Below are 22,264 nucleotides of genomic sequence, written 5' to 3' on the forward strand. Positions count from 1 at the left end.
TGACGATGGTCGGCTTGAGCTTGATGAAGACCTCGTCCTGCAGCCACAGCGTCAGGCCGCCGAAGATCCCGACCACCACGGCGGTGACCAGCGGCAGGGTGGGAATACGCCGCTCGAAGCCATACGAGAGCGCCAACGCCAGCGCCATCGCCAGCATGAAGGCGGCGGTGGCGAAGAAGATGCCGGCGTAGGCATTGCCGCCAAAAAAGACCGCCAGCGGCCCGATCTCGACCGCCAGCTTGACGGCCGGCGGCATGCGGCGTTCGCTCATGATGACCGGGCGCCTCTACAGCTTGCCCAGCGCCGCCGCCATGGCGGCCTCGTCGAAGGCCGGGAGCGTCTGTAATGAACCGAAACCCTGCTGGCCGTACCACACCGAAAAGGCCAGCATGGCGGTGGCGTCCGGGGCGTCCATGATGTCGACGAAGTCGTATTCGCCCTGGGTGTAGTAGACCGCGTCGATGGTGATGCCGAGATCCGCGAGCTTGGCCTTGGCACCCGCCAGGCGTTCCTCCTGGCGCGTCATCCAGTCACTCGACAGTTTACCGAGAAGCACGTATTTCATGGTTCCTCTCCCTGGTTGCGAGCCCGTCCACGGCGGACGGTGCCGCCAGGGTAGCAAGATAATGCGGGGGTACGCCATGGCGAGGAAGGACAACCTGCCCAACGGTGCCGAGGCCTTCGTCCGCCTGCTCGAATTGCACGGCGTCGAGCACGTCTTCGGGCTTTGCGGCGACACCAGCCTGCCGCTTTATGATGCGCTCTACCGCCTCGACCACGGCATCACCCACATCCTCTGCCGCGACGAACGCTCGGCCGCCTACATGGCCGACGTCTACGCCCGCCTTACGGGTCGGGTCGGCGTTTGCGAGGGACCCAGCGGCGGCGGCGTTACCTACATGCTGCCGGGCATCACTGAGGCCCACGAAAGTTCCGTGGCCCTGCTGGCCGTGACCAGCGACATCGCCGTTTCCAGCCGCGACCGCCAGGCCCTGACGGCGCTGGACCAGGAGTCCCTGATGCGGCCCGTGACCAAATGGAACCGGGTCATCGAAAGCTCGCACCGCGTGCCGCTCATCGTGCGCAACGCCTTCGCCAGGCTGGGCACGGGATCCCCGGGCGCGGTCCACCTGGGCTTGCCGGTCGACGTCCAGAGCGGCCCCGTGGACCAGGCCGAGATTTGGGGTGAGGCCGAACTGGGCCGCTTCCCCGCCCGCCGCACGGGGCCCGGGCCCAAAGCCGTGGCAGCGGCGGCGGCGGCGCTGTCGAGTGCCGAACGGCCGCTGCTGCTGGCCGGCGGCGGCCCGCTCTTTGCCGCTGCCGAGGCCGAGCTTCGCGAACTCGCCGAGCGCCTCGGCGCCCCTGTCGCCACCACCGTCTCGGGCCACGGCGTGCTGCCCGACGACCACCCCCTGGCGCTCGGCGTGACGGGATCGAACGGCGGCGTTCCCGAGGTCCGGGAAGTGGTTCTGGCGGCCGACCTGGTGGTCTTCGTGGGCTGCCGCGCCGGTTCGGTGACGACGGAAAAATGGCGCCTGCCCGAGCCCCGACAGCGCATCGTTCACATCGATGCCGACCCGGCCGTGATCGGCATCAACTACCGCACCGAAGCCGCCCTGGTGGGCGATGCCAAGCTCGCCCTTGCGGCCTTGCTGGACGAGCTCCCAAGCGCCCCACGAAAAGGCTGGGGCGCCGCCGCGGTGGCCGCCGCCAAGGCGCAAAAATTCGCCCGCTTCGAGCGCTTGGCCTCGGACGAGGTGCCGATCCGGCCCGAACGCCTGATCGCCGAACTGCAGGCGGTGCTGCCCGGCGATGCCGTCATCGTCGCCGATCCGGGTACGCCCACGCCCTTTCTCTCGGCCTACTACCGCCTCGACCGGGCGGGCCGGCACCTGGTCTTCAACCGCGCCCACGGGGCGCTGGGCTACGCGCTGCCGGGCGTCGTCGGGGCGTATTTTGCCCGGCCCGACAAAGTCTGCGTAGGTATCATGGGCGACGGCGGTTTCGGCTTCGCCTCGGGCGAACTCGAAACCATTGCACGGCTCGCTCTGCCGGTCGTGCTGGTGGTCGTCAACAACGCCACCTTCGGCTGGATCAAGGCGGGACAGCACCACGGCTACGAAGGCCGCTACCAGAGCGTCGACTTCAGCCCCGGCGACCACGCCGCCGTGGCCGCCGCTTACGGTTTCGAGACTTGGCGGGTGGAGGATCCGGACAAGCTGGGCGCGGCCCTAGGTTCGGCCGTGGCCTGCCAACGACCGGCTCTGGTCGACGTGGTCTGCCAGCCGCTGCACGAAACCGAGGCTCCGGTCAGCGAGTGGATCGCCTGATCTGAGCCGCTATTTGCGGCCGCCGGCGGGGAGTTTGGGCTGCTTTTTCGGACGCTCGGGTCCCCACACGCGATCGAAATAGGTGTCGGCCAGGTGCAGCGCACCGATGGGGTTGTGGGCCAGCACCCGGTCCTTGGTTACCAGTACGCTGACCAGGCCTTCGGAGTGCTTGATGAACAGGCTGTCGTGGCCGATGCAGAGCCCCATTACCAGGTTGAACTGGCAGCCGGCACGGTTCAGCAACTCGGCCTGCGACACAGGATTACACATGGATTCGTGGCCGCCCGGGCGGATTTTCTGGTCGTCGCGCAAGCCGATATCCTCCTTGGCGATACCGCCGTGCTTGCAAGCCACCGAGACCACCTCGAGGCCGTGGCTCTCGAGGATTTGGGTCATGACCAGGGACTCAGCCACGAAGCTGATGCAGTTGGCGATGCCGACGCGGGTGAAGCCCATGCGCTTGGCGAAATGGCAGGCCTCCTCGACCCGCGTCCACTTGCAGTAGCCCTCGGCCTCGATCACCGCCGAGACCTGGGAAATCTTGCGGATCTCGGGGTCGTCGTAGATGGCATAGGCACAGTCGATGCCGTCCTGGTCGACCTTGGTGGGGCAGAACCCCGGCCCCCGTTCCACCGATTCCCCCTGCCGACAGGCCTGAACATTGGGCGGACAATAGGCACAACTCGGTACTTCGTAATTCATGATCGCTGGTTCTCCTGGCTTCGTCCCGAGCCCGATTGTGGCGCAAATCGCAACGCCTGCCAACAAACCCCAGGCTTGCCCGGGGGCTATAATCGCGCAAGAATTGCTCTATGCCGACGCCAATGATCGCGCTCTTTACCGATTTCGGTACCGAGGGTCCTTACCTCGGGCAGATGCGCGCTGTGTTGCAGACCCGGGCGCCCGGCATTCCGGTGGTCGACCTGATGCACGACGTGCCGGCCCACGATCCCCGGGCCGGGGCCTACCTGCTGGCGGCGCTGGCGCCTGAGTTTCCCTTCGGCTCGGTCTTCGTCTGCGTCGTCGACCCGCGCGTCGGCACGGAACGCAAGCCCATCGCCGTGCGCGCCAATTCGCGCTGGTACGTGGGTCCCGACAACGGACTCCTGAACGTGGTGGCGCAGCGCGCCGCCGAGGCCGAGTGGTACGACATCACCTGGGAGCCCGAGCGGCTGTCGTCGACCTTCCACGGCCGCGACCTGTTTGCTCCCGTGGCCGCCATCATCGCCCGCGGCGAGGAGCCGCCGGGCCGCCCGGCCCAGGCGCGCCCGGCCGACTGGCCCGACGACTTCGAGGCAATCATCTACATCGACCGCTTCGGCAACGCCATCAGCGGCAGCCGCGCCGCCAGTGTCGGCGAAGACGCCGTGGTCGAGGTCGGCGGCCAGCGTCTGACCCGCGCCCGCACCTTTGCCGACGTGCCGCTGGGCCAGGCCTTCTGGTACGAAAACTCGAACGGTCTGGTCGAGATCGCCGTCAACCAGGGCCGCGCCGACGAGCTCCTGGGCCTCAGCGTCGGTGTGCCGCTGACGATCGGTTAGCGGAGCGCCGCCAGGAACTCCAGCAAGCGGGCGCAGAATTCTTCGGGCTTTTCCTCCGGCACCCAGTGGCCGCATTCGGCCAAGACGTGCTCCGTGACGTCGTCGGCAACGCTGCGCAGGCAGTCGCCGACTTCCGGGCCGCGGCCCCGGCCGGTGGCACCGCTCAGCGTCAGCACCGGCATGGCCAGGCGGCCGGCCGCAGCCAGGGCCTGGTTGTTCTCGATGTCCTGGGGAATGGCCCGGTAATAGGCCAGGCCGGCTCGCAAGCCCTCGGGCGTGGCGTAGTTGCGCAGGTATTCCGCCTGCGCTTGGTCATCGACGGCCTCGGGCCGGGCACCGAAATTGCGGTAGAACCAGCCGTAATATTCGCCCTCGCGGCCGCTGATCAGGATCTCCGGCAGCTCCGGCGTCAGGTGGAACTGGTGGTGCCAGCGCCAGCCGCCCTGGCTGAAGTGCGAACCGATACCGGGAATGGCGACGTCGACGATGGTCAGGCTGCGCACCAGATCGGGCGCCGCCATGGCCAACGCGAAGGCCACCGGCCCGCCCCAGTCGTGGCCCACCAGATGCACCGGCCCCAGCTCGAGCCGAGCGATGAGTTCGGCGATATCGCCGGCCACGGTTTTCTTGTCGTAGCCCGCTGCCGGCCGCGACGAATCCCCGAGCCCGCGCATGTCGGGCGCCACAACCCGGTATTTCCGCCCCAACGTGGGCATCACCAGGCGCCATTCGAACCAGGTCTGGGGCCAGCCGTGCAGCAGCACCAGCGGATCGCCGGCTCCACAGGCCACGGTGTGCAGGGTGACGTTGGAAAGCCCGACTTGGCGATGTTCGAATTCGTCGTCCACGGCGCTAATCCTCCAGTCCGACCAGGGCGCGGGCAAAGCTCAGCGCCTCGAAGGACTGCAAATCGTCGATGCCCTCGCCGACGCCGACGGCATGGATGGGCAGGCCGAAACGTTCCGCCAGGCCGATCAGCACGCCGCCCTTGGCGGTGCCGTCGAGCTTCGTCATCACCAGACCGGTGACGTTGCACAAGTCGCGGAAAGCCTCGACCTGGCTGTGGGCGTTCTGGCCGGTGGTGGCGTCGAGCACCAGCAGCACGCTGTGCGGGGCGCTCTCGTCGATCTTCTGCACCACGCGCACGATCTTGCCCAGCTCGGCCATCAGGTTGGCCTTGTTGTGCAGCCGGCCGGCGGTATCGATCATGAGGAAATCGTTGCCCGCCGCCCGCGCCTGGTTGAAGGCGTCAAAGGCCAGGCCGGCGGCATCGGCCCCGGGTTCGCGGGCCAGCACCGCCTGGCCCGAGCGCTGACCCCAGATCTCGAGCTGTTCGATGGCGGCGGCGCGAAAGGTGTCGCCGGCCACCAGCGTGCCGGTTTTTCCCCCGCCGGCAAAGCCCGCCGCCAGCTTGCCGATGGTGGTGGTCTTGCCGGTGCCGTTGACACCGACGACGAGGATCACATGGGGCCGCCGGCTGGCATCGAGTTCCAGCGGCAGTGCCACCGGCTCGAGGATCTCTGCCACCATCTGGGCCAGCTCGCCACGAACCTCCTCGGGGGTCACATCCTGGCCGAAACGGCTTTTGGCCAGGCCGGCCGAGAGCCGGGCGGCCACCGTGACGCCCAGGTCGGCCCGGATGAGCAGCTCCTCGAGCTCCTCCAGCGCCTGGTCGTCGAGCTTGCGCTTGACGAAGATATCGCCGATGCCGCCGCCGATGGCCCCGGCCGAGCGGCCCAGCCCGGCCTTGAGACGCCCCAGCCAGCCGCTCAAGAGACTACCTCGGCGCAAAGGGCGTGCCCGTCCGTTCCCGTCACCCGGGCCGAGACGATGCTGCCCGGCTCAAGGTCCGAACGATCCAATTCGACCGCCGCGTAGGCTTCCGCGCGCCCGCGCCGCCCTTCCTCGACCAGCACCCGCTGGCGGCTGCCCAGGCAGCTCTCGAGGTAGGCCGAGAGCGCCGCCTCACCGAGTTCGCGCAAGGCCGCGGCGCGCTGCTTGCCGAGCGCCGGCGGCAATTGCGGCATGCCTGCCGCCGCCGTGCCCGGCCTGGAGGAATAGGGAAAGACGTGGAGATACGTCAGGCCGCAATCATCGATCAGGGCCGCCGTGGCGGCAAAGGCGGATTCGGTTTCGCCCGGGAAGCCGGCGATCAGGTCGGCCCCGAACCGGGCCTGGGGACGGCACCGCCGCATTTCGGCGGTCAGCTCCACCGCCTGGGCCCGGCTGTGGCGGCGCTTCATGCGCTTGAGCACGAGATCGTCGCCCGATTGCAAGCTGAGGTGAAAGTGCGGCATCAGGCGCGGATGCGAGAGGCAATCCAGGAGATCCGCATCCAGGGCGGCGGGGTCGAGCGAGGTCAGCCTGAGGCGGGGAAGCTCGGGCAGGGCGTCGAGCAGCCGGCGCACCAGGCCGCCGAGGCGCGGCCCGGCCCGAAGGTCGCGGCCATAAGAAGTGACGTCGACACCGGTCAGCACGATCTCGCGATAGCCGTTGGCCAGCAGGCGGTGGGCCTGGGCAATGACCTCGGCGGCCGGCACGGAGCGGTTGGGGCCGCGGCCCATGGGGATGATGCAGAAGCTGCAGCGGTGGTCGCAGCCCTGCTGCACCTGGAGGAAGGCGCGGGCACGGCCCTCGAAGCCCTCCACCAGGTGGCCGGCGGTCTCGCGCACCGTCATGATGTCGGCAACCTGGATGGGCAAAGCCCCCTCGGGCGCGTAGCTGGTGGCCGACAGCTTCTCGGCATTGCCCAGCACGCCGTCGACCTCGGGCATGGCGCCATAGCGCTGGGGATCGATCTGGGCGGCGCAGCCGGTAACGATGATGCGGGCCCCGGGGCGTTGGCGGCGCGCCCGGCGGATGGCCTGGCGGGCCTGGCGCTCGGCCTCGGCGGTGACGGCACAGGTGTTGACGATGACCGCGTCGGTCAGCCCGGCCTGGCGCACATGTCCCTTTATCACCTCGGATTCGAAGGCATTCAGGCGACAGCCGAAGGTGATGATTTCGGGCTCGGCGGTCACGACGATACCTGCAGCAGGGCGTCGTCGATGAGGCCCCGAAAACTGGTGTTTGCCGGCCCGGTCATCAGGGCGTGGTCATTGCCGACCCATTCGATCTCCAGCGGCCCGCCATCGAGATGCACCGTGACGCTACGCTCCGTGAGACCGCGGCGCGCCGCAGCCGCGGCGCTGGCGCAAGCGCCGGTGCCGCAGGCTTTGGTGATGCCGACACCGCGCTCCCAGACCCTGAGGCGAATGGTCCGGCGGTCGATGACCTGGGCCGCCTCGACGTTGGTGCGCTGGGGATAGAGCTCATGGTGCTCGATCTCGGGCCCCAGACGCTCCAGATCCACGGCCTCGGCCGCCTCGACGAAAAAGACGGCATGGGGGTTGCCGATGTAGACGGCCACCGCCGGTCCCAGCTCGCCGCCCAAGTCCAGCGCCATGGTATCGGCCTCGTGGGCCAGGGGGATATCCCGCCAGGCGAAGCTGATGCGGCCCATGTCGACGGTCACCCGATCACCATCACGCATCGTCTCGAGCAGGCCGGCGCCGGTCTCTATGGCCACCCGGTCGCGGCCCATCTCGTCCATCAGGCTGCGCGCGACGCAGCGCGTGGCGTTGCCACAGGCCTCGACCTCGCCGCCGTCGGCGTTGTGGATACGCATGAAAACGTCGCCGCGCTGCGAGGGCTCGAGGGTGATGAATTGGTCGCAACCGATGCCCCTGCGCCGATCGGCAATGGCGCGGATCTGGCTGGCGCCAAAGACGATCCCGCCGGGCCGGATGTCGACCACCACGAAATCGTTGCCCAGGCCATGCATCTTGACGAAGGGAATAGCCATCAGGGCCGCGTTATATGGCGCCGGAGACGGCCAAGTCCAACGATTTCGGCCGCTCGCGGCATGTTCCCTGGCGCTTGACTTGCCGCTGTCGCCCCACTAGTTTCCCCGGGCTTTCGGTCCATTGCTGGTTCGCAAGCGCCCACGGGTGCCCGTCAGTCCGCGAGGTTTCGCGCACTGGCGCCGTTTTCCGTTGGTATTGATCTTGGCTACGGTCACGGAGATCGCATGTTCGAGAGCCTGAGCAATCGACTATCAGATGTCTTCGAGGGGCTGCGCCGGCGCGGCGCGCTTTCAGAGAGCGACGTCGAGGCGGCGCTGCGCGAGGTGCGTGTGGCGCTGCTGGAAGCCGACGTGGCGCTGCCGGTGGTCAAGGATTTCGTGGCCCAGGTGAAAACCAAGGCGGTCGGCGCCGACGTCGTCAAAAGCGTCACCCCGGGCCAGATGGTGGTCAAGATCGTGCACGACCATCTGGTCGAGATGTTGGGCGCGGAAAGCGTGGCGCTGAACCTGGCGGCGGTGCCGCCGGTGCCCATCCTGATGGTCGGCCTGCAGGGTTCGGGCAAGACCACGACCACGGCCAAGCTTGGTCTCAGCCTTCAGGGGCGCGACAAGAAAAAGGTCATGATGGCCTCGCTCGACGTCCAGCGCCCGGCCGCCCAGGAACAGCTGCGCCTGCTGGGCGAACAGGCCGAGGTCACGACGCTGCCCATCGTGGCCGGCCAGATGCCGGTCGACATTGCCAGTCGGGCCATGGCCGCGGCCAGGCTGCAGGGCTTTGACGTGGTGCTGTTGGATACTGCCGGCCGGCTGCACGTCGACGAGGCGCTGATGAGCGAACTGGCCGCCGTGCGCGATGCCGTGAACGCGGCTGAGATCCTGCTGGTGGCCGATGCCCTCACGGGCCAGGACGCGGTCAACGTGGCCGAGGCCTTCCGGGCCCGCATCGAGGTCAGCGGCATCGTGCTGACCCGTGTCGACGGCGATGCCCGCGGCGGCGCGGCGCTCAGCATGAGGGCCGTCACCGGCTGTCCCATCAAGCTTTTGGGCGTGGGCGAAAACCTCGATGCCCTGGAGGTCTTTCATCCCGACCGCATTGCCTCACGCATCCTCGGCATGGGCGACGTCGTCGGCCTGGTCGAGAAGGCGGCCGAGACCATCGAGCAGGAAGACTTGGACAAGCTCGAAGCCAAGATGCTCAAGGGCCAGTTCGACCTCGAGGACATGGCGCAACAGCTCGGTCAGATGCGCCGCATGGGCGGCATGGAAGGCATGATGGCGATGCTGCCCGGTGTCGCCAAAATGAAGAAGCAGATCGCCGAGGCCCAGATCGACGAGCGCCAGTTGATCCGCCAGGAGGCCATCATCTCCTCCATGACGCCCCGCGAGCGGCGCCACGCCAAGCTCATCAATGCCTCGCGCAAGCGGCGCATCGCCGGCGGCTCGGGCACCACGGTGCAGGACGTCAACCGCGTGCTCAAGCAGCACAAACAGATGACCGTGATGATGAAGAAAGTGAAGAAGCTCGGCAAAAAGGGGCTCATGCGCCACGGCTTGCCGGGCCTCATGCCGCGCTGAAGCGGCAGCCGGATGCCCGAATGACTGACATCAACCCCCACGAGAGGTCCAACGTTCCATGTCCCTGAAGATCAGATTGACCCGCGGCGGCGCCAAAAAGCGCCCCAGCTATCGCATCGTCATCGCCGATTCGCGCAGCCCGCGCGACGGCCGTTTCATCGAGAAGGTCGGCACCTACAATCCGCTGTTGCAGCGCGACGATCCGGCCCGCGTGACGCTGAACGAGGAGCGCATCCGCCATTGGCTGGGCCATGGCGCCCGGCCCACCGACCGGGTGGCCCGCTTTCTCGGCGCCGCCGAAATCACCGCCATGCCGGCAAGCCGCAACAACCCCGAGAAAGCCAAACCCAAGGCCAAGGCCCAGGAGCGTCTGAAGGCCGCCGAGGAGGCCGCCCAGGCCGCCGCCGAGGCGCCAGCCGAAGAGGCAGCGGCTGAGGAAGCCCCGGCCGAAGAGGCCGCGGCGGAAGAAGCGCCAGCCGAAGAGGCCGCGGCGGAAGAAGCGCCGGCCGAAGAGGCCGCGGCGGAAGAAGCGCCGGCTGCAGAGGCCGCGGCGGAGGAAGCGCCGGCCGCAGAGGCCGCGGCGGAAGAAGCGCCGGCCGAGGAACAAGCGCCGGCCGAGGAGGAAACGCCGGCCGAGGAGGCCGCGAAAGAGGAATAACGGCTTAGGGGAGCGCCTCCATGCCCGAACGGGTCTGCCTGGGTGCCATCAGCGGCGCCCGCGGCCTGCGCGGCGAGGTCAAGGTCAAGACCTTCACCGCCCGCCCCGCCGACGTGGCCGCCTATGGGCCGCTGACGGACGAGGTCGGCGAGCGCAGCTTCACGCTGACGGTGACCCGCACCATCAAGGGCGGCGTGGCAGCAACGATTGCGGGCATTGCCGATCGCCAGGCGGCGCTGGCGCTCAAGGGCACCCGGCTCTACGTCTCGCGCCAGGCCCTGCCGAAACCGGAAGGCGACGAGTTCTATTACGCCGACCTCATCGGGTTGGCGGTGGAGTTGGAGGACGGCGGCGCCTTCGGCACCGTGAAATCGTTGGAAAACCACGGCGCCGGCGAGCTGTTGGTGGTCGATCGGGAGGGCGTCACGGAATTCCTGCCCTTCACGGCCGAGGTGGTGCCGAGCGTCGATCTCGAAGCCGGGCGGCTGGTGGTTCGGCCGCCGGCGGAAATGCCGGACTAGACCATGGCCCAGGTAATGCAGAAGCAAGTGATGCAGAAGAGCGATATCGGCGATGCCACGGAAGCGCCCTGGAGGGCCCGGGTACTGACGCTGTTTCCCGAGATGTTTCCCGGACCGCTGGGCTTTTCGCTCGCCGGCCAGGCCCTGAAAAAGCGCCTCTGGGCGCTGGAAACGGTGGACATTCGCAGCTTTGCAAGCGATAAACACCGCTCTGTCGACGATGCCCCGTTCGGTGGCGGACCGGGAATGGTGATGCGGCCCGACGTACTGGCCGCCGCCATCGATGCTACGGTTACCGGGGGGGTTGCCGGGGGGGTCGCCGAGGGGCCGCTGATTTGCCTGAGCCCGCGCGGCCGCCTGCTCGACCAGGAACGGCTCAAGGCGCTGGCGGCAGGCCCTGGCGTGGTGCTGGTATGTGGCCGCTTCGAGGGCATCGACGAGCGGGTCATCGAGGCGCGCGGGCTGGAAGAGCTTAGCCTGGGCGATTTCGTGCTTTCGGGCGGCGAGCCGGCGGCACTGGCGCTGATCGACGCGGTGGTGCGCTTGCTGCCGGGGGTGGTCGGCGATCCCCGGTCGCTGGCCGAGGACAGTTTCGAGCGCGGCCTGCTGGAATATCCCCAGTACACCCGGCCGCAGGAATTCGAAGGGCACGTGGTACCGGACGTGCTGCTTTCGGGCCACCACGAACGCGTGGCGGCCTGGCGATTGGAACAGGCCGAACGCACCACCCGGGAGCGGCGGCAGGACATGTGGCAGCGCTATGCGACTGCCAGGCAGAAGACGGAGTAGGCGTGATGAATATCTTGCAGGAAATCGAAAACGAACAGGCCGAGAAGCTGGCCGCCGAACGCAGCGTGCCCGAATTCGGGCCCGGCGACACGGTGCGCGTCAGCGTCAAGGTCGTGGAAGGCAGCCGCGAACGCGTGCAGGCCTTCGAGGGCGTCTGTATCGCCAGGCGCAACCGCGGCCTCAACTCGTCCTTCACGGTGCGCAAGATTTCCTACGGCGAAGGCGTCGAGCGGGTGTTCCAGCTCTATTCGCGCCAAATCGCCGACATCGCCGTGGTGCGCCGCGGCGACGTGCGGCGGGCCAAGCTCTATTACCTGCGCGGCCTGAGGGGCAAGAAGGCCCGCATTCGCGAAAAGCGCGACGACCGCCGTCCGGCCAAGCAGGCAGGGAGCTGATCGCCGGCCCGCTCGCCTTGCCCGAGCGGCGGGCTAGTTCCCTATCGGCCCCACCCATCGCCAGCGAAGGACCCGGTCATGGCTGCAGCGCGTACCTTGTTCGACAAGATTTGGGAGAGCCATGTCGTCGATACCCAGGACGACGGCACCGAGCTCATCTACATCGACCGCCACCTGGTCCATGAGGTAACCAGCCCCCAGGCCTTCGAAGGGCTGCGCAACGCCGGCCGCCCTGTGCGCCGGCCCGAATCCATCATCGCGGTGGCCGACCACAACGTGCCGACCCGCGACCGCGCCGCCGGCATCACCGAGGAGATAGCCCGCATCCAGGTCGAGACGCTGGAGCGGAACTGTCGCGAATTCGGTCTCGAATACTGGGGCATGGACGACATCCGCCAGGGCATCGTCCACATCATCGGCCCCGAACAGGGCATGACCCAGCCCGGCATGACCATCGTTTGCGGCGATTCCCATACCGCCACCCACGGCGCCTTCGGCGCCTTCTCCATCGGCATCGGCACCTCCGAGGTGGAGCACGTGATGGCGACGCAAACCCTGATCCAGCGCCGCCCCAAGACGCTCAAGCTCGAGGTCAAGGGGGCGCTGGGCGAGGGCGTCGGGGCCAAGGACCTGATCCTCGCCATCATCGGCCACATCGGCACCGCCGGCGGCACCGGCCATGCCATCGAATACACAGGCCCGGCCATCCGCGCGCTCTCCATGGAGGGCCGCATGACGGTTTGCAACATGACCATCGAGGGTGGCGCCCGGGCCGGCATGGTGGCGCCGGACGAAACCACTTTCGACTACCTCAAGGGCCGCCCCATGGCGCCCAAGGCCGGCGCCTGGGAGCTCGCCCTGGCGAACTGGCAGGGACTGCCCAGCGATGCCGGCGCAAGTTATGACAGCACCATCGAATTCGATGCCGAGGGCCTCGAGCCCCACGTCACCTGGGGCACCAGCCCCGAGGAAGTGCTGCCCATCAGCGGCTTTGTACCGGACCCCGAAAGCGTCGCCGACGAGGTGCGCCGGGCCAAGATGGAGCGCGCCCTTACCTACATGGACCTGCGCCCCGGCACGGCGCTCACGGAATTGTCCGTCGACCGCGTCTTCATCGGATCGTGCACCAACGGCCGCATCGAGGACCTGCGCCAGGCCGCGGCCATCGCCCAGGGGCGCAGTGTCGCCGCCGGGGTCAACGTCTTGGTGGTGCCCGGTTCGGGCCTGGTCAAGCACCAGGCCGAGGAAGAGGGCCTGGACGAGATCTTCAAGACCGCCGGCTTCGAATGGCGCGATGCCGGCTGCTCCATGTGCCTGGCCATGAACGCCGACCGGCTGGAGCCGGGCCAGCGTTGCGCTTCTACCTCCAACCGCAATTTCGAGGGCCGCCAGGGCAAGGATGGCCGCAGTCACCTGGTCAGCCCGATGATGGCCGCCGCGGCGGCCGTGACGGGGCGCTTAGTCGACGTCCGCGAATTGATCTGAGGAACCCTGGCATGGAAAAGTTCACCACCTTGCGCGGTGTCGCCGCGCCGCTCAACATGGTCAACGTCGACACCGACATGATCATCCCCAAGCAGCACCTCAAGACCATCCAGCGCAGCGGCCTGGGCAAGTACCTCTTTACCGACATGCGCTACGATGCCGAGGGCGCCGAGAACCCCGATTTCGTGCTCAACCGGCCGGCCTGGCGCGAGGCCAAGATTCTGGTGGCGGGCGAGAATTTCGGTTGCGGATCATCCCGCGAGCATGCGCCCTGGGCGCTGCTGGATTTCGGCATCCGCTGCGTCATCGCCTCGAGTTTCGCCGACATTTTTTTTAATAACTGCTTCAAGAACGGCGTGCTGCCCATCGTGCTGCCGCCCGAGGACGTGGAAAAACTGCTTGACGACGCCGAGCGCGGCTCAAATGCGGTCATCACTGTCGACCTGGAGAAGCAGGAGATCACGGGACCCGACGGCGGCAGGCTCGCTTTCGACATCGATCCTTTCCGCAAGCATTGCCTGATTAACGGTCTCGACGATATCGGCCTGACCATGCAAAAGGGCGGCGATATCGACGGCTTCGAGGAACGCCAGCGCACCAGCGAGCCCTGGCTTTACGCCGCCTCCGGCGGCTAAACTCACCCTCCTTCCGAAGCGCGCAGGAATATTCCCGGCATGGCGACGAGAAACAAAAGCATCCTGATTCTGCCCGGCGATGGCATCGGCCCGGAAGTGATGGGCGAAGTGCGGCGCATCGCCGGCTGGCTCGAGAAAGGCCGCGGCGTCGCCTTCGACATCAGCGAGGGCCTGGTCGGCGGCGCCTCGATCGATAAGCACGACACGCCGTTGACCGACGACACCATGGCCCAGGCCATGGCGGTCGATGCCGTGCTGCTGGGTGCCGTCGGCGGCCCCAAGTGGGACGAGCTGGATTTCGCCAAAAAGCCCGAACGCGGCCTGCTTAGGCTGCGCAAGGAAATGGATCTCTTTGCCAACCTGCGCCCCGCCATCGTCTTCGACTCCCTGGCCGAGGCCTCGACGCTGAAGACCGAACTGGTCGCCGGCCTCGACATCATGATCATCCGCGAACTCACAGGCGGCGTCTATTTCGGCGAGCCGCGCGGCATCGAGACGCTGGCCGACGGCAGCCGCCGCGGTGTCAACACCCACGTCTACACCACGTCCGAGATCCAGCGCGTGGCCCGCGTCGCTTTCGATCTGGCGCGCCAGCGTGATGGCCGCGTCTGTTCCGTGGAAAAGGCCAACGTCATGGAATCGGGTGTGCTCTGGCGCCAGGAGGTGCAGAAGGTCCACGACGAGGAATACCAAGACCTCGAGCTCAGCCACATGTACGCCGATAACTGTGCCATGCAACTGGTGCGCAATCCCAAGCAGTTCGACGTCATCGTCACCGACAATCTGTTCGGCGACATGCTGTCCGACGAGGCCGCCATGCTGACGGGCTCGCTGGGCATGCTGCCCAGTGCTTCGCTGGGTGCCAGCGACGCCACCGGACGGCGGCGCGCGCTATACGAGCCGGTCCACGGCTCGGCTCCCGACATCGCCGGCTCGGGCCTGGCCAATCCCCTGGCCTGCCTCTTGAGCTTCGCCATGATGTTGCGCTATTCCTTCGACCTGGCCGACGACGCCGAGCTTATCGAACGCGCCATCAACAACGTGCTTGACGGCGGTCTGAGAACGACCGACATCATGCAAGACGGTAAAGCCAGGGTCTCGACCGGTGTCATGGGGGACGCGCTGCTGCGTGAGTTGGACAAGCTGGCAGCATAAGAACGGCCCCACGGGGCCAACGGAGCAAGAAAATGGGTTATCGCGTGGCTGTGGCCGGGGCGACGGGGACCGTCGGCCGGGAAATCCTCAACATCCTCGCCGAACGGCGGTTTCCCGTCGACGAGGTGGCGGCGCTGGCCTCCGAGCGCTCGGCCGGCAAGCAGGTCTCGTTCGGGGACGACGACGTGCTCGACGTGCAGGACCTCTCCAGCTTCGACTTCAAGGGCTGGGATATCGGCCTCTTTTCGCCCGGCGGCAAGGTCTCGGCGGTGCAGGCGCCGCGGGCCGCCAAGGCCGGTTGCGTGGTCATCGACAACACCTCGCACTTCCGCATGGACCCCGACGTGCCGCTGGTGGTGCCCGAGGTCAACGCCGATGCCGTGGCCGGCTTTGCCAAGCGCAACATCATCGCCAATCCCAACTGCTCGACCATCCAGATGGTGGTGGCGCTGAAGCCGTTGCACGATGCCGCCGGCATCCGCCGCGTCGTGGTATCGACCTACCAGTCGGTCTCGGGCGCGGGCAATGCCGCCATGGACGAGCTTTTCGAGCAGACCAAGTCGATCTACGTCGCCGATCCCAAGCCGCCGGCCCATTTCCCCAAGCAGATCGCCTTCAACGTCATTCCCCACATCGACGTCTTCCTTGATGACGGCTCGACCAAGGAGGAATGGAAGATGGTGGTCGAGACCAAGAAGATCCTCGACCCCAAGATCAAGCTCACGGCGACCTGCGTGCGGGTGCCGGTATTCGTCTCCCACGCCGAGGCCATCAACGTCGAGTTGGAGCGCCCCCTCAGCGCCGACCAGGCGCATGAGTTGTTGCGCCAAGCGCCGGGCCTGATGGTGGTCGACAAGCGCGAGGACGGCGGCTACATGACGCCCTTGGAGGCGGTCGGTGAATACGCCACCTACGTCAGCCGCATCCGCGAGGATGCCACCATCGAGAACGGCCTCAGCCTGTGGGTGGTGTCGGACAACCTGCGCAAGGGCGCCGCCCTCAATTCGGTGCAGATCGCCGAGGTGCTGATCAACCGCTTTCTCAAGAAAGCCGCCTAGGATCGGCCGGCGGTTGCGTCGGGCCGGTCAGCAAATCGGCGACGTAATTCTCGAAGGGCTGTTCCAGCTCGTCCTGGGCCTCGATCAGCGCCAGCTCGCCACCGCCCATTTCCGCCGTCGCCTTGAGTACCGCGTAGGTCCCTGAAACCGCCAGGCCAAGACGCCCGCCAGGGTAGAGGCCAGCCACGTGGTGGGCGGCGTAGAGCGCCGAAAACAGGTCCCCGGCGCCGTGGAAGTCGCCTTCCAGCCGAGGCGTCGCCACCAGCCAGGTGTCGTCCTCGACCATCAGCGTGCCGGTCTTGCCGTCATCGAGCGGCAACGAGGTGCAGATGACGATCCGCGGCCCCTGTTGCCTGACGGCGGCGACGGCGGCCAGGGCGCTGTCCAGCGAGTTCACGGGCCGTCCGGCCAGGAAGCCGAGTTCAGTGGCGTTGGGCAGCACCACGTCGGCCGCCCGCACCAGCTCGCGCATTACCGCCTGGATTTCCTCGTCGACGAAGAATCCGTCCTCGTGGGCCATCACCGGATCGCAGATGAAGGGTGTGCGGGGATCGATGGCGCGGACCTTCTCCACCGCTTCCAGCACGGCCCGGCCGTTCTCGGCCGAGCCCAGGTAGCCGCTGAGCACGCCCTCGCATTCGCCCAGCCAGCCGCCTTCCTCGAGGCCGGCCACCAGCTCGGAGATCTGCCCGGCCGGGGTGGCGCCGCCGCGATGGCTGCCGTGGGCCGGGTGGTTGGAGAACACCACCGTGGGCACGGCCCAGACCTCGAACCCCAGGTACTGCAGCACGAAGGCCGCCACCGAGTTGCCGACGTGGCCGTAGACGACATGGCTTTGCAGGGAAAGGACGGCCATGCCGGTACTCCCGTTTGCTCTGGCACTGATTCCTTTGTAGTCTCCGCGCCAACCGCCAAGCGGTCAATTCACAAGCTCAGGAAACCTCGATGACCCAGCCCGTGCGGCCGCGCCGCTCCGTCCTCTATATGCCCGGCTCCAACGCCCGGGCCCTGGAAAAAGCCAGGACGCTGGCGGCCGACGCCCTGATCCTCGATCTCGAGGACGCGGTAGCGCCCGATGCCAAGGAGATGGCGCGGCACCAGGTCGCCGAGGCGGCCGCTTCGGGCGGCTATGGCCGGCGCGAGGTCGTCATCCGCTGCAACGGACTCGACACGCCCTGGGGCCAGGACGACATCGCCGCCGCCGCTGCTTCGGGCGCCGATGCGGTGCTGCTGCCCAAGGTCGAAAGCGCCGCCCAGGTGCGGGAGGCCGAGGCCCTGATGGTCGATGCCGGCGCCGGCCAGGACGTCGCCATCTGGTGCATGATGGAGACGCCGCTGGGTATCCTGCATGCCGAGGAGGTGGCCGGCTCGAGCCCCCGCCTGGCCGCCTTGGTCATGGGCACCTCGGATTTGACCAAGGACCTGAGGGCCCGGCATACGGCAGAGCGCCTGCCGATGATGACCAGCCTCGGGCTCTGCCTGTTGGCCGGCCGGGCGCACGACTTGGCCATCCTCGACGGCGTATATCTGGATCTCAAGGACGAGGAAGGCTTTCGCCAGGCCTGCCAACAGGGCCTCGAGCTCGGCTTCGACGGCAAGACACTGATCCATCCCAGCCAGCTGGCGCCCTGCAACGAGATTTTCGGCCCCTCGGCCGCCGAGGTAACCGAGGCCGAGAAGATCATTACCGCCTTCCAGGAGGCCGAGGCCGAGGGCAAGGGGGGGGTGCTGCTCGACGGCCGCCTGGTCGAGAACCTGCACGTGGTGACGGCCCAGGAGACCTTGGAGCTCGCTGCCGCCATCCGAACCCTGGAAGAGGAAGGCGCGGCGGCGTAAGGCAAGCCCATGCAGAAAACCAGCGCCGGCAACTTCTTCGAGGACTTCGCCCTTGGGCAAAAACTCCGCCACGCCACGCCGCGCACGCTGATGGCCGGCGATGTTTCGCTCCATACCGCGCTCTACGGCAACCGTTTCGCCGTCAACTCGTCCGAGCCTTTCGCCCAGTCGCTGGGCTTCAAGCAGGCCCCGGTCGATGACTTCCTCACCTTCCACGTGGTCTTCGGCAAGACCGTGCCCGACGTCTCGCTGAATGCCGTGGCCAACCTGGGCTACGCCGAGGGCCGCTTTCTCTCGCCGGTCTACGTCGGCGACACCCTGACCACGACGTCGACGGTGATCGGCCTCAAGGAAAATTCCAGCGCCTTGACCGGCACCGTCTACGTGCGCTCGGTGGGCCTCAACCAACGGGACGAGGTGGTGCTCGACTACGTGCGCTGGGTGATGGTGAACAAGCGCGACCCGGCCGCGGCGGCCCCCGAAGCCAGCGTGCCCGACCTTGCCGACCACGTCTCGGCGCAAGATCTCTGGCTGCCGACCGGCCTCGGGATGACGGACTACGACGCCCAACTGGCCGGCTCGCCCCACCTCTGGGACGAATTCGTGCCGGGCGAGCGCATCGACCACGTCGACGGCGTCACGGTGGAAGAGGCCGAACACATGGTGGCGACGCGGCTCTACCAGAACACGGCCCGGGTCCACTTCAACCAGTTGGCCCAGCAGGAAAGTCGTTTCGGCCGCCGCCTGATCTACGGCGGCCACGTCATCAGCCTAGCCCGGGCGCTGAGCTTCAACGGCCTGGCGAATGCCTTCCGCGTCGCCGCCATCAACGGCGGCCGCCATGTGGCGCCGCTGTTTGCCGGCGACACCGTATTCGCCTGGACCGAGGTGCTCGACAAGGCCGAGATCTCGGGCCAACGCGACATCGGCGCGCTACGCTTGCGCACCTTGGCCACCAAGGACCAGCCCTGCGCCGAATTCCCCGACCGCGACGCGGAGGGCAAATTTCCGCCGGCCGTCATCCTCGAGCTCGACTACTGGGTGCTGATGCCGCGGCGCTGAACCACCCCGCGACCGATGGCCGCAGACCGCCCCTAGGTCGTTCCGGTCGTTGACTTGATCTGGCGCAGGGGCTTAAATCGGACTGCCCGAGACCGGCGGCGAAGCCCGCCTTTCCTGGAGATTTGTGCGATGTCAGAGGTCGAACGACCGCTCTCCCCCCACCTCCAGATATACCGCCCGCAGCTCACCTCGCTGCTCTCGATCACGCACCGCGCCACCGGTGTGGTGTTGACGCTGGGGGCGCTGTTGTGGGCTTGGTGGCTGGTCGCCGCCGCCTATGGCCCGGAGGCCTTCGCCGTGGTCCAGGCCTTCCTGGGCTCGTGGTTCGGGCGGCTGGTGTTGCTGGGCTTCACCTTTTCGCTCTTCTATCACCTCTGCAACGGCGTGCGTCACCTGCTCTGGGACATCGGCTGGGGTTTCGAGCTTCCTGTGCTCTACCGCACGGGCTGGCTGATGCTCGGCTGCTCCATCGCGCTGACGCTGCTGGCTTTCATCGCCGGCTATGCCATGCGAGGTGGATCATGAGCCTGCGCACGCCGCTTGCCATCGCCCGGGCGCTGGGTTCGGCGCGCCACGGCAACGATCACTGGTGGGTGCAGCGCCTGACGGCGGTGGCGCTGGTGCCGCTGACCTTCTGGCTGGCCGCCGCCACGGTGTCGCTGGTCGACGCCGACCACGCCACCTTCACGGCCTGGATCGCCACGCCGGGAAGGGCGGTGGGCGTGCTGCTCTTCATCTTCGCCACCTTCTACCACCTCAAGCTCGGTCTGCAGGTGGTCATCGAGGATTACGTTCGGCCTCGGTCTGCCACCGTTACCATGCTGATTTTGAACGTTTTTTTCTGTGTGCTACTGGGTACGGCCTGCGCCTTTGCCGTCCTCAAACTGGCGATTGGAGGCTGATCGCATGGCCCAGGCCTACCCGATCACGGATCATTACTACGACGCCGTCGTGGTTGGCGCCGGCGGTGCCGGTTTGCGCGCCACCTTCGGCATGGCCAACGCCGGCCTGGCCACGGCCTGCCTGACCAAGGTCTTCCCCACCCGCAGCCACACCGTGGCGGCCCAGGGCGGCATGTCGGCGGCGCTGGGCAACATGGGCGAGGACGACTGGCGCTGGCACATGTACGACACCGTCAAGGGCTCGGACTGGCTGGGCGACCAGGACGCCATCGAATACATGTGCAAGGAAGCGGTCCACGCGGTGGTCGAGCTGGAGCACTACGGCGTGCCCTTTTCGCGCACGCCCGAGGGCAAGATCTACCAGCGCGCCTTCGGCGGCATGACCACGCGTTTCGGCGAGGGCATCGCCCAGCGCACCGCCGCCGCCGCCGATCGCACCGGCCACGCCATCCTGCACACGCTCTATCAACAATCGCTGAAGCACGAGGCCCAGTTTTTCGTCGAATACTTCGCCCTCGACCTGATCATGGACGACGAAGGCGTCTGCCGCGGCGTGCTGGCCTGGAACCTCGACGACGGCAGCCTGCACCGCTTCCGCGCCCACACCGTGGTGCTGGCCACGGGCGGCTATGGCCGCACCTACTTCTCCTGCACCTCGGCCCACACCTGCACCGGCGACGGCAACGGCATGGCGCTTCGCGCCGGCCTGCCTTTGCAGGACATGGAGTTCATCCAGTTCCACCCCACCGGCATCTACGGCGCCGGCTGTTTGATTACCGAAGGCTCGCGCGGCGAGGGCGGCTATCTGGTCAATTCAGAGGGCGAGCGCTTCATGGAGCGCTACGCTCCCAGCGCCAAGGACTTGGCGTCCCGCGACGTGGTCAGCCGGGCCATGACGATTGAAATCCGCGAGGGCCGCGGGGTGGGGCCGAAGCAGGACCACATCTACCTTCATCTCGACCACATCGACGCCGCGGTCATCGAGGAGCGTCTGCCCGGCATCGCCGAAAGCGCCAAGATCTTCTCCGGCGTCGACGTCACCCGCGAACCCATCCCGGTGCTGCCGACGGTGCACTACAACATGGGCGGCGTGCCGACCAACTACCGGGGCGAAGCGGTATGCCCGAAGAACGGCGACCCCGACGCCGTGGTGCCGGGCCTGATGGCCATCGGCGAGGGGGCCTGTGTCTCGGTCCACGGGGCCAACCGGCTGGGCTCGAACTCGCTGCTGGACATCGTCGTCTTCGGCCGCGCGGCAGCGCTGCGGGCGGCCGAAACGATAACCCCGGGAGCACCGCACAAGCCGCTTGCCGAGGCTGCCGTGGAAGCCTCGCTGGCGCGCTTCGACGGCTTCCGCCACGCCGACGGCGGCTCCCCGACGGCCGAGATCCGTGACGACATGCAGAGCGTCATGCAGCAGAACTGCGCGGTATTCCGTATCGGAGAGGTGCTCGAGGAGGGCCGCCGCAAGATTGCCCAGACCTGGGCCCGCATGGCCGACCTCAAGCTCAGCGACCGTTCGCTGATCTGGAATTCGGACCTCATGGAAACGCTGGAGCTCGACAACCTGTTGCGCCAGGCGGTGGTCAGCCTGGAAGGCGCCGTGGCGCGTCAGGAAAGCCGCGGCGCCCACGCCCGTGAGGACTTCCCCGAGCGCGACGACGTGAATTGGATGAAGCACACCCTCAGTTGGCTCGACGATGCCGGCCAAGCGCGGCTCGATTACCGCCCGGTGCATACCTACACGCTCTCGGACGAGGTCGAGTACATCGAGCCCAAGGCCCGGGTCTACTGAGCGCCCCCCGCGGCTATTCGAGAGCAAGGAAACGACGTCATGGCTGAGTTCACGTTGCCGGCCAATTCCAAGATCGGCAAAGGCCGCACCTTCAAGGCACCGGAAGGCGCCAAGCGCATCAAGCGCTTTCGCATCTACCGCTGGTCACCCGATGACGGCAAGAACCCCTCGCTCGATATCTTCGAGCTCGACCTCGATCAGATCGGCCCGATGGTGCTGGACGCCCTGATCAAGATCAAGAACGAGGTCGATCCGACATTGACTTACCGCCGCTCTTGCCGCGAGGGCGTCTGCGGCAGTTGCGCTATGAACATCGACGGCACCAACACGCTCGCCTGCACCAAAGCCATCGAAGACATCCGCGGCGACGTCAAGATCTTTCCCCTGCCCCATACGCCGGTGGTCAAGGACCTGGTACCAGATCTTTCCACCTTCTACGCCCAGTACACCACCATCAAACCCTGGCTACAGGCCGAGTCGGCGCCGCCGCAAAACAGCGAACGGCTGCAATCGCGCGACGACCGGGCCAAGCTGGACGGCCTGTGGGAGTGCATCCTGTGCGCATCGTGCTCGACCAGTTGCCCGAGTTATTGGTGGAATGGTGATCGCTATTTCGGCCCGGCCATCCTGCTGCAAGCGCTGCGTTGGATCGACGACAGCCGCGACGACCACACCGGCGAACG

25 protein-coding genes are annotated in these 22,264 nt (G+C 67.2%); 17 read left to right on the forward strand and 8 right to left on the reverse strand.

Annotated features, from left to right (window positions below; genetic code table 11):
- Positions 1 to 271, reverse strand: a 271-nt coding sequence (locus QGG75_15980; protein MDP6068732.1) for a septation protein IspZ, incomplete at its 3' end; no start/stop codon positions are given.
- A 15-nt stretch (positions 272 to 286) separates the two neighbouring features.
- Complete coding sequence (locus tag QGG75_15985) at positions 287 to 565, reverse strand: GYD domain-containing protein (GenBank protein ID MDP6068733.1); 279 nt, start codon at positions 563 to 565, stop codon at positions 287 to 289.
- A gap of 76 nt (positions 566 to 641) precedes the next feature.
- Between QGG75_15985 and QGG75_15990 the strand changes: the two genes are divergently transcribed.
- Complete coding sequence (locus QGG75_15990; protein ID MDP6068734.1) at positions 642 to 2,330, forward strand: thiamine pyrophosphate-binding protein; 1,689 nt, start codon at positions 642 to 644, stop codon at positions 2,328 to 2,330.
- A gap of 9 nt (positions 2,331 to 2,339) precedes the next feature.
- Here QGG75_15990 and QGG75_15995 read toward each other — a convergent pair whose 3' ends face one another.
- Positions 2,340 to 2,963 carry a DUF1847 domain-containing protein gene (locus QGG75_15995; GenBank protein ID MDP6068735.1) on the reverse strand — a complete coding sequence of 208 codons (624 nt, stop codon included), beginning with the start codon at positions 2,961 to 2,963 and terminating at the stop codon, positions 2,340 to 2,342.
- 179 nt (positions 2,964 to 3,142) lie between these two features.
- Between QGG75_15995 and QGG75_16000 the strand changes: the two genes are divergently transcribed.
- Positions 3,143 to 3,871 carry an SAM-dependent chlorinase/fluorinase gene (locus QGG75_16000; GenBank protein ID MDP6068736.1) on the forward strand — a complete coding sequence of 243 codons (729 nt, stop codon included), beginning with the start codon at positions 3,143 to 3,145 and terminating at the stop codon, positions 3,869 to 3,871.
- Here QGG75_16000 and QGG75_16005 read toward each other — a convergent pair.
- From QGG75_16005 to dapF, 4 genes are read right to left on the reverse strand one after another with little or no spacing between them, the layout of a single operon-like run.
- Positions 3,868 to 4,719, reverse strand: a complete 852-nt coding sequence (locus tag QGG75_16005; protein MDP6068737.1) for an alpha/beta hydrolase — start codon at positions 4,717 to 4,719, stop codon at positions 3,868 to 3,870. The genes QGG75_16000 and QGG75_16005 overlap by 4 nt on opposite strands.
- 4 nt (positions 4,720 to 4,723) lie before the next feature.
- Positions 4,724 to 5,662 (reverse strand): signal recognition particle-docking protein FtsY, encoded by a 939-nt coding sequence (gene ftsY, locus QGG75_16010; protein MDP6068738.1) that lies wholly within the window; start codon positions 5,660 to 5,662, stop codon positions 4,724 to 4,726.
- Positions 5,641 to 6,891 carry a tRNA (N(6)-L-threonylcarbamoyladenosine(37)-C(2))-methylthiotransferase MtaB gene (mtaB, locus tag QGG75_16015; protein ID MDP6068739.1) on the reverse strand — a complete coding sequence of 417 codons (1,251 nt, stop codon included), beginning with the start codon at positions 6,889 to 6,891 and terminating at the stop codon, positions 5,641 to 5,643. The genes ftsY and mtaB overlap by 22 nt, the downstream gene beginning before the upstream one ends.
- On the reverse strand, positions 6,888 to 7,715 hold the full coding sequence (gene dapF, locus QGG75_16020) for a diaminopimelate epimerase (GenBank protein ID MDP6068740.1): 828 nt from the start codon (positions 7,713 to 7,715) through the stop codon (positions 6,888 to 6,890). The genes mtaB and dapF overlap by 4 nt, the downstream gene beginning before the upstream one ends.
- A gap of 225 nt (positions 7,716 to 7,940) precedes the next feature.
- Here dapF and ffh point away from each other — a divergent pair, with 225 nt between their 5' ends.
- From ffh to QGG75_16065, 9 genes are all read left to right on the forward strand, one after another.
- Entirely contained in the window at positions 7,941 to 9,290 is a 1,350-nt protein-coding gene (ffh, locus tag QGG75_16025; protein ID MDP6068741.1) for a signal recognition particle protein, read from the forward strand.
- Between the two features lie 58 nt (positions 9,291 to 9,348).
- Entirely contained in the window at positions 9,349 to 9,948 is a 600-nt protein-coding gene (gene rpsP / locus QGG75_16030) for a 30S ribosomal protein S16 (GenBank protein ID MDP6068742.1), read from the forward strand.
- A 20-nt stretch (positions 9,949 to 9,968) separates the two neighbouring features.
- Positions 9,969 to 10,469 (forward strand): ribosome maturation factor RimM, encoded by a 501-nt coding sequence (rimM, locus tag QGG75_16035; GenBank protein MDP6068743.1) that lies wholly within the window; start codon positions 9,969 to 9,971, stop codon positions 10,467 to 10,469.
- Between the two features lie 30 nt (positions 10,470 to 10,499).
- Positions 10,500 to 11,258 (forward strand): tRNA (guanosine(37)-N1)-methyltransferase TrmD, encoded by a 759-nt coding sequence (gene trmD / locus QGG75_16040; protein MDP6068744.1) that lies wholly within the window; start codon positions 10,500 to 10,502, stop codon positions 11,256 to 11,258.
- A 5-nt stretch (positions 11,259 to 11,263) separates the two neighbouring features.
- On the forward strand, positions 11,264 to 11,653 hold the full coding sequence (gene rplS / locus QGG75_16045) for a 50S ribosomal protein L19 (protein MDP6068745.1): 390 nt from the start codon (positions 11,264 to 11,266) through the stop codon (positions 11,651 to 11,653).
- A 78-nt stretch (positions 11,654 to 11,731) separates the two neighbouring features.
- Positions 11,732 to 13,138, forward strand: a complete 1,407-nt coding sequence (leuC, locus tag QGG75_16050; protein MDP6068746.1) for a 3-isopropylmalate dehydratase large subunit — start codon at positions 11,732 to 11,734, stop codon at positions 13,136 to 13,138.
- Positions 13,139 to 13,149: 11 nt separating this feature from the next.
- On the forward strand, positions 13,150 to 13,773 hold the full coding sequence (leuD, locus tag QGG75_16055; GenBank protein ID MDP6068747.1) for a 3-isopropylmalate dehydratase small subunit: 624 nt from the start codon (positions 13,150 to 13,152) through the stop codon (positions 13,771 to 13,773).
- Positions 13,774 to 13,812: 39 nt separating this feature from the next.
- On the forward strand, positions 13,813 to 14,928 hold the full coding sequence (leuB, locus tag QGG75_16060; GenBank protein MDP6068748.1) for a 3-isopropylmalate dehydrogenase: 1,116 nt from the start codon (positions 13,813 to 13,815) through the stop codon (positions 14,926 to 14,928).
- Positions 14,929 to 14,960: 32 nt separating this feature from the next.
- A complete protein-coding gene (locus QGG75_16065; GenBank protein ID MDP6068749.1) occupies positions 14,961 to 15,986 on the forward strand; it encodes an aspartate-semialdehyde dehydrogenase in 1,026 nt (341 codons plus the stop codon).
- Here the strand turns inward: QGG75_16065 and pdxY are convergent.
- The gene (pdxY, locus tag QGG75_16070) at positions 15,970 to 16,842 is read right to left on the reverse strand and encodes a pyridoxal kinase (GenBank protein ID MDP6068750.1); all 873 of its coding nucleotides are present in this window, start codon (positions 16,840 to 16,842) and stop codon (positions 15,970 to 15,972) included. The two genes, QGG75_16065 and pdxY, sit on opposite strands and share 17 nt — an antisense overlap.
- 89 nt (positions 16,843 to 16,931) lie before the next feature.
- Here pdxY and QGG75_16075 point away from each other — a divergent pair, with 89 nt between their 5' ends.
- From QGG75_16075 to QGG75_16100, 6 genes are all read left to right on the forward strand, one after another.
- On the forward strand, positions 16,932 to 17,822 hold the full coding sequence (locus QGG75_16075; protein MDP6068751.1) for a CoA ester lyase: 891 nt from the start codon (positions 16,932 to 16,934) through the stop codon (positions 17,820 to 17,822).
- A gap of 9 nt (positions 17,823 to 17,831) precedes the next feature.
- On the forward strand, positions 17,832 to 18,884 hold the full coding sequence (locus tag QGG75_16080; protein ID MDP6068752.1) for a MaoC family dehydratase: 1,053 nt from the start codon (positions 17,832 to 17,834) through the stop codon (positions 18,882 to 18,884).
- Positions 18,885 to 19,013: 129 nt separating this feature from the next.
- Complete coding sequence (sdhC, locus tag QGG75_16085) at positions 19,014 to 19,409, forward strand: succinate dehydrogenase, cytochrome b556 subunit (GenBank protein MDP6068753.1); 396 nt, start codon at positions 19,014 to 19,016, stop codon at positions 19,407 to 19,409.
- Positions 19,406 to 19,786, forward strand: a complete 381-nt coding sequence (gene sdhD, locus QGG75_16090) for a succinate dehydrogenase, hydrophobic membrane anchor protein (protein ID MDP6068754.1) — start codon at positions 19,406 to 19,408, stop codon at positions 19,784 to 19,786. Before sdhC ends, sdhD begins: the two co-directional genes overlap by 4 nt.
- A gap of 4 nt (positions 19,787 to 19,790) precedes the next feature.
- Positions 19,791 to 21,581, forward strand: a complete 1,791-nt coding sequence (gene sdhA / locus QGG75_16095; GenBank protein MDP6068755.1) for a succinate dehydrogenase flavoprotein subunit — start codon at positions 19,791 to 19,793, stop codon at positions 21,579 to 21,581.
- Between the two features lie 39 nt (positions 21,582 to 21,620).
- The coding region (locus tag QGG75_16100) for a succinate dehydrogenase iron-sulfur subunit (protein ID MDP6068756.1) at positions 21,621 to 22,264 on the forward strand (644 nt) is incomplete at its 3' end.

The organism is Alphaproteobacteria bacterium, assembly GCA_030740435.1.
GTDB lineage: Bacteria > Pseudomonadota > Alphaproteobacteria > UBA2966 > UBA2966.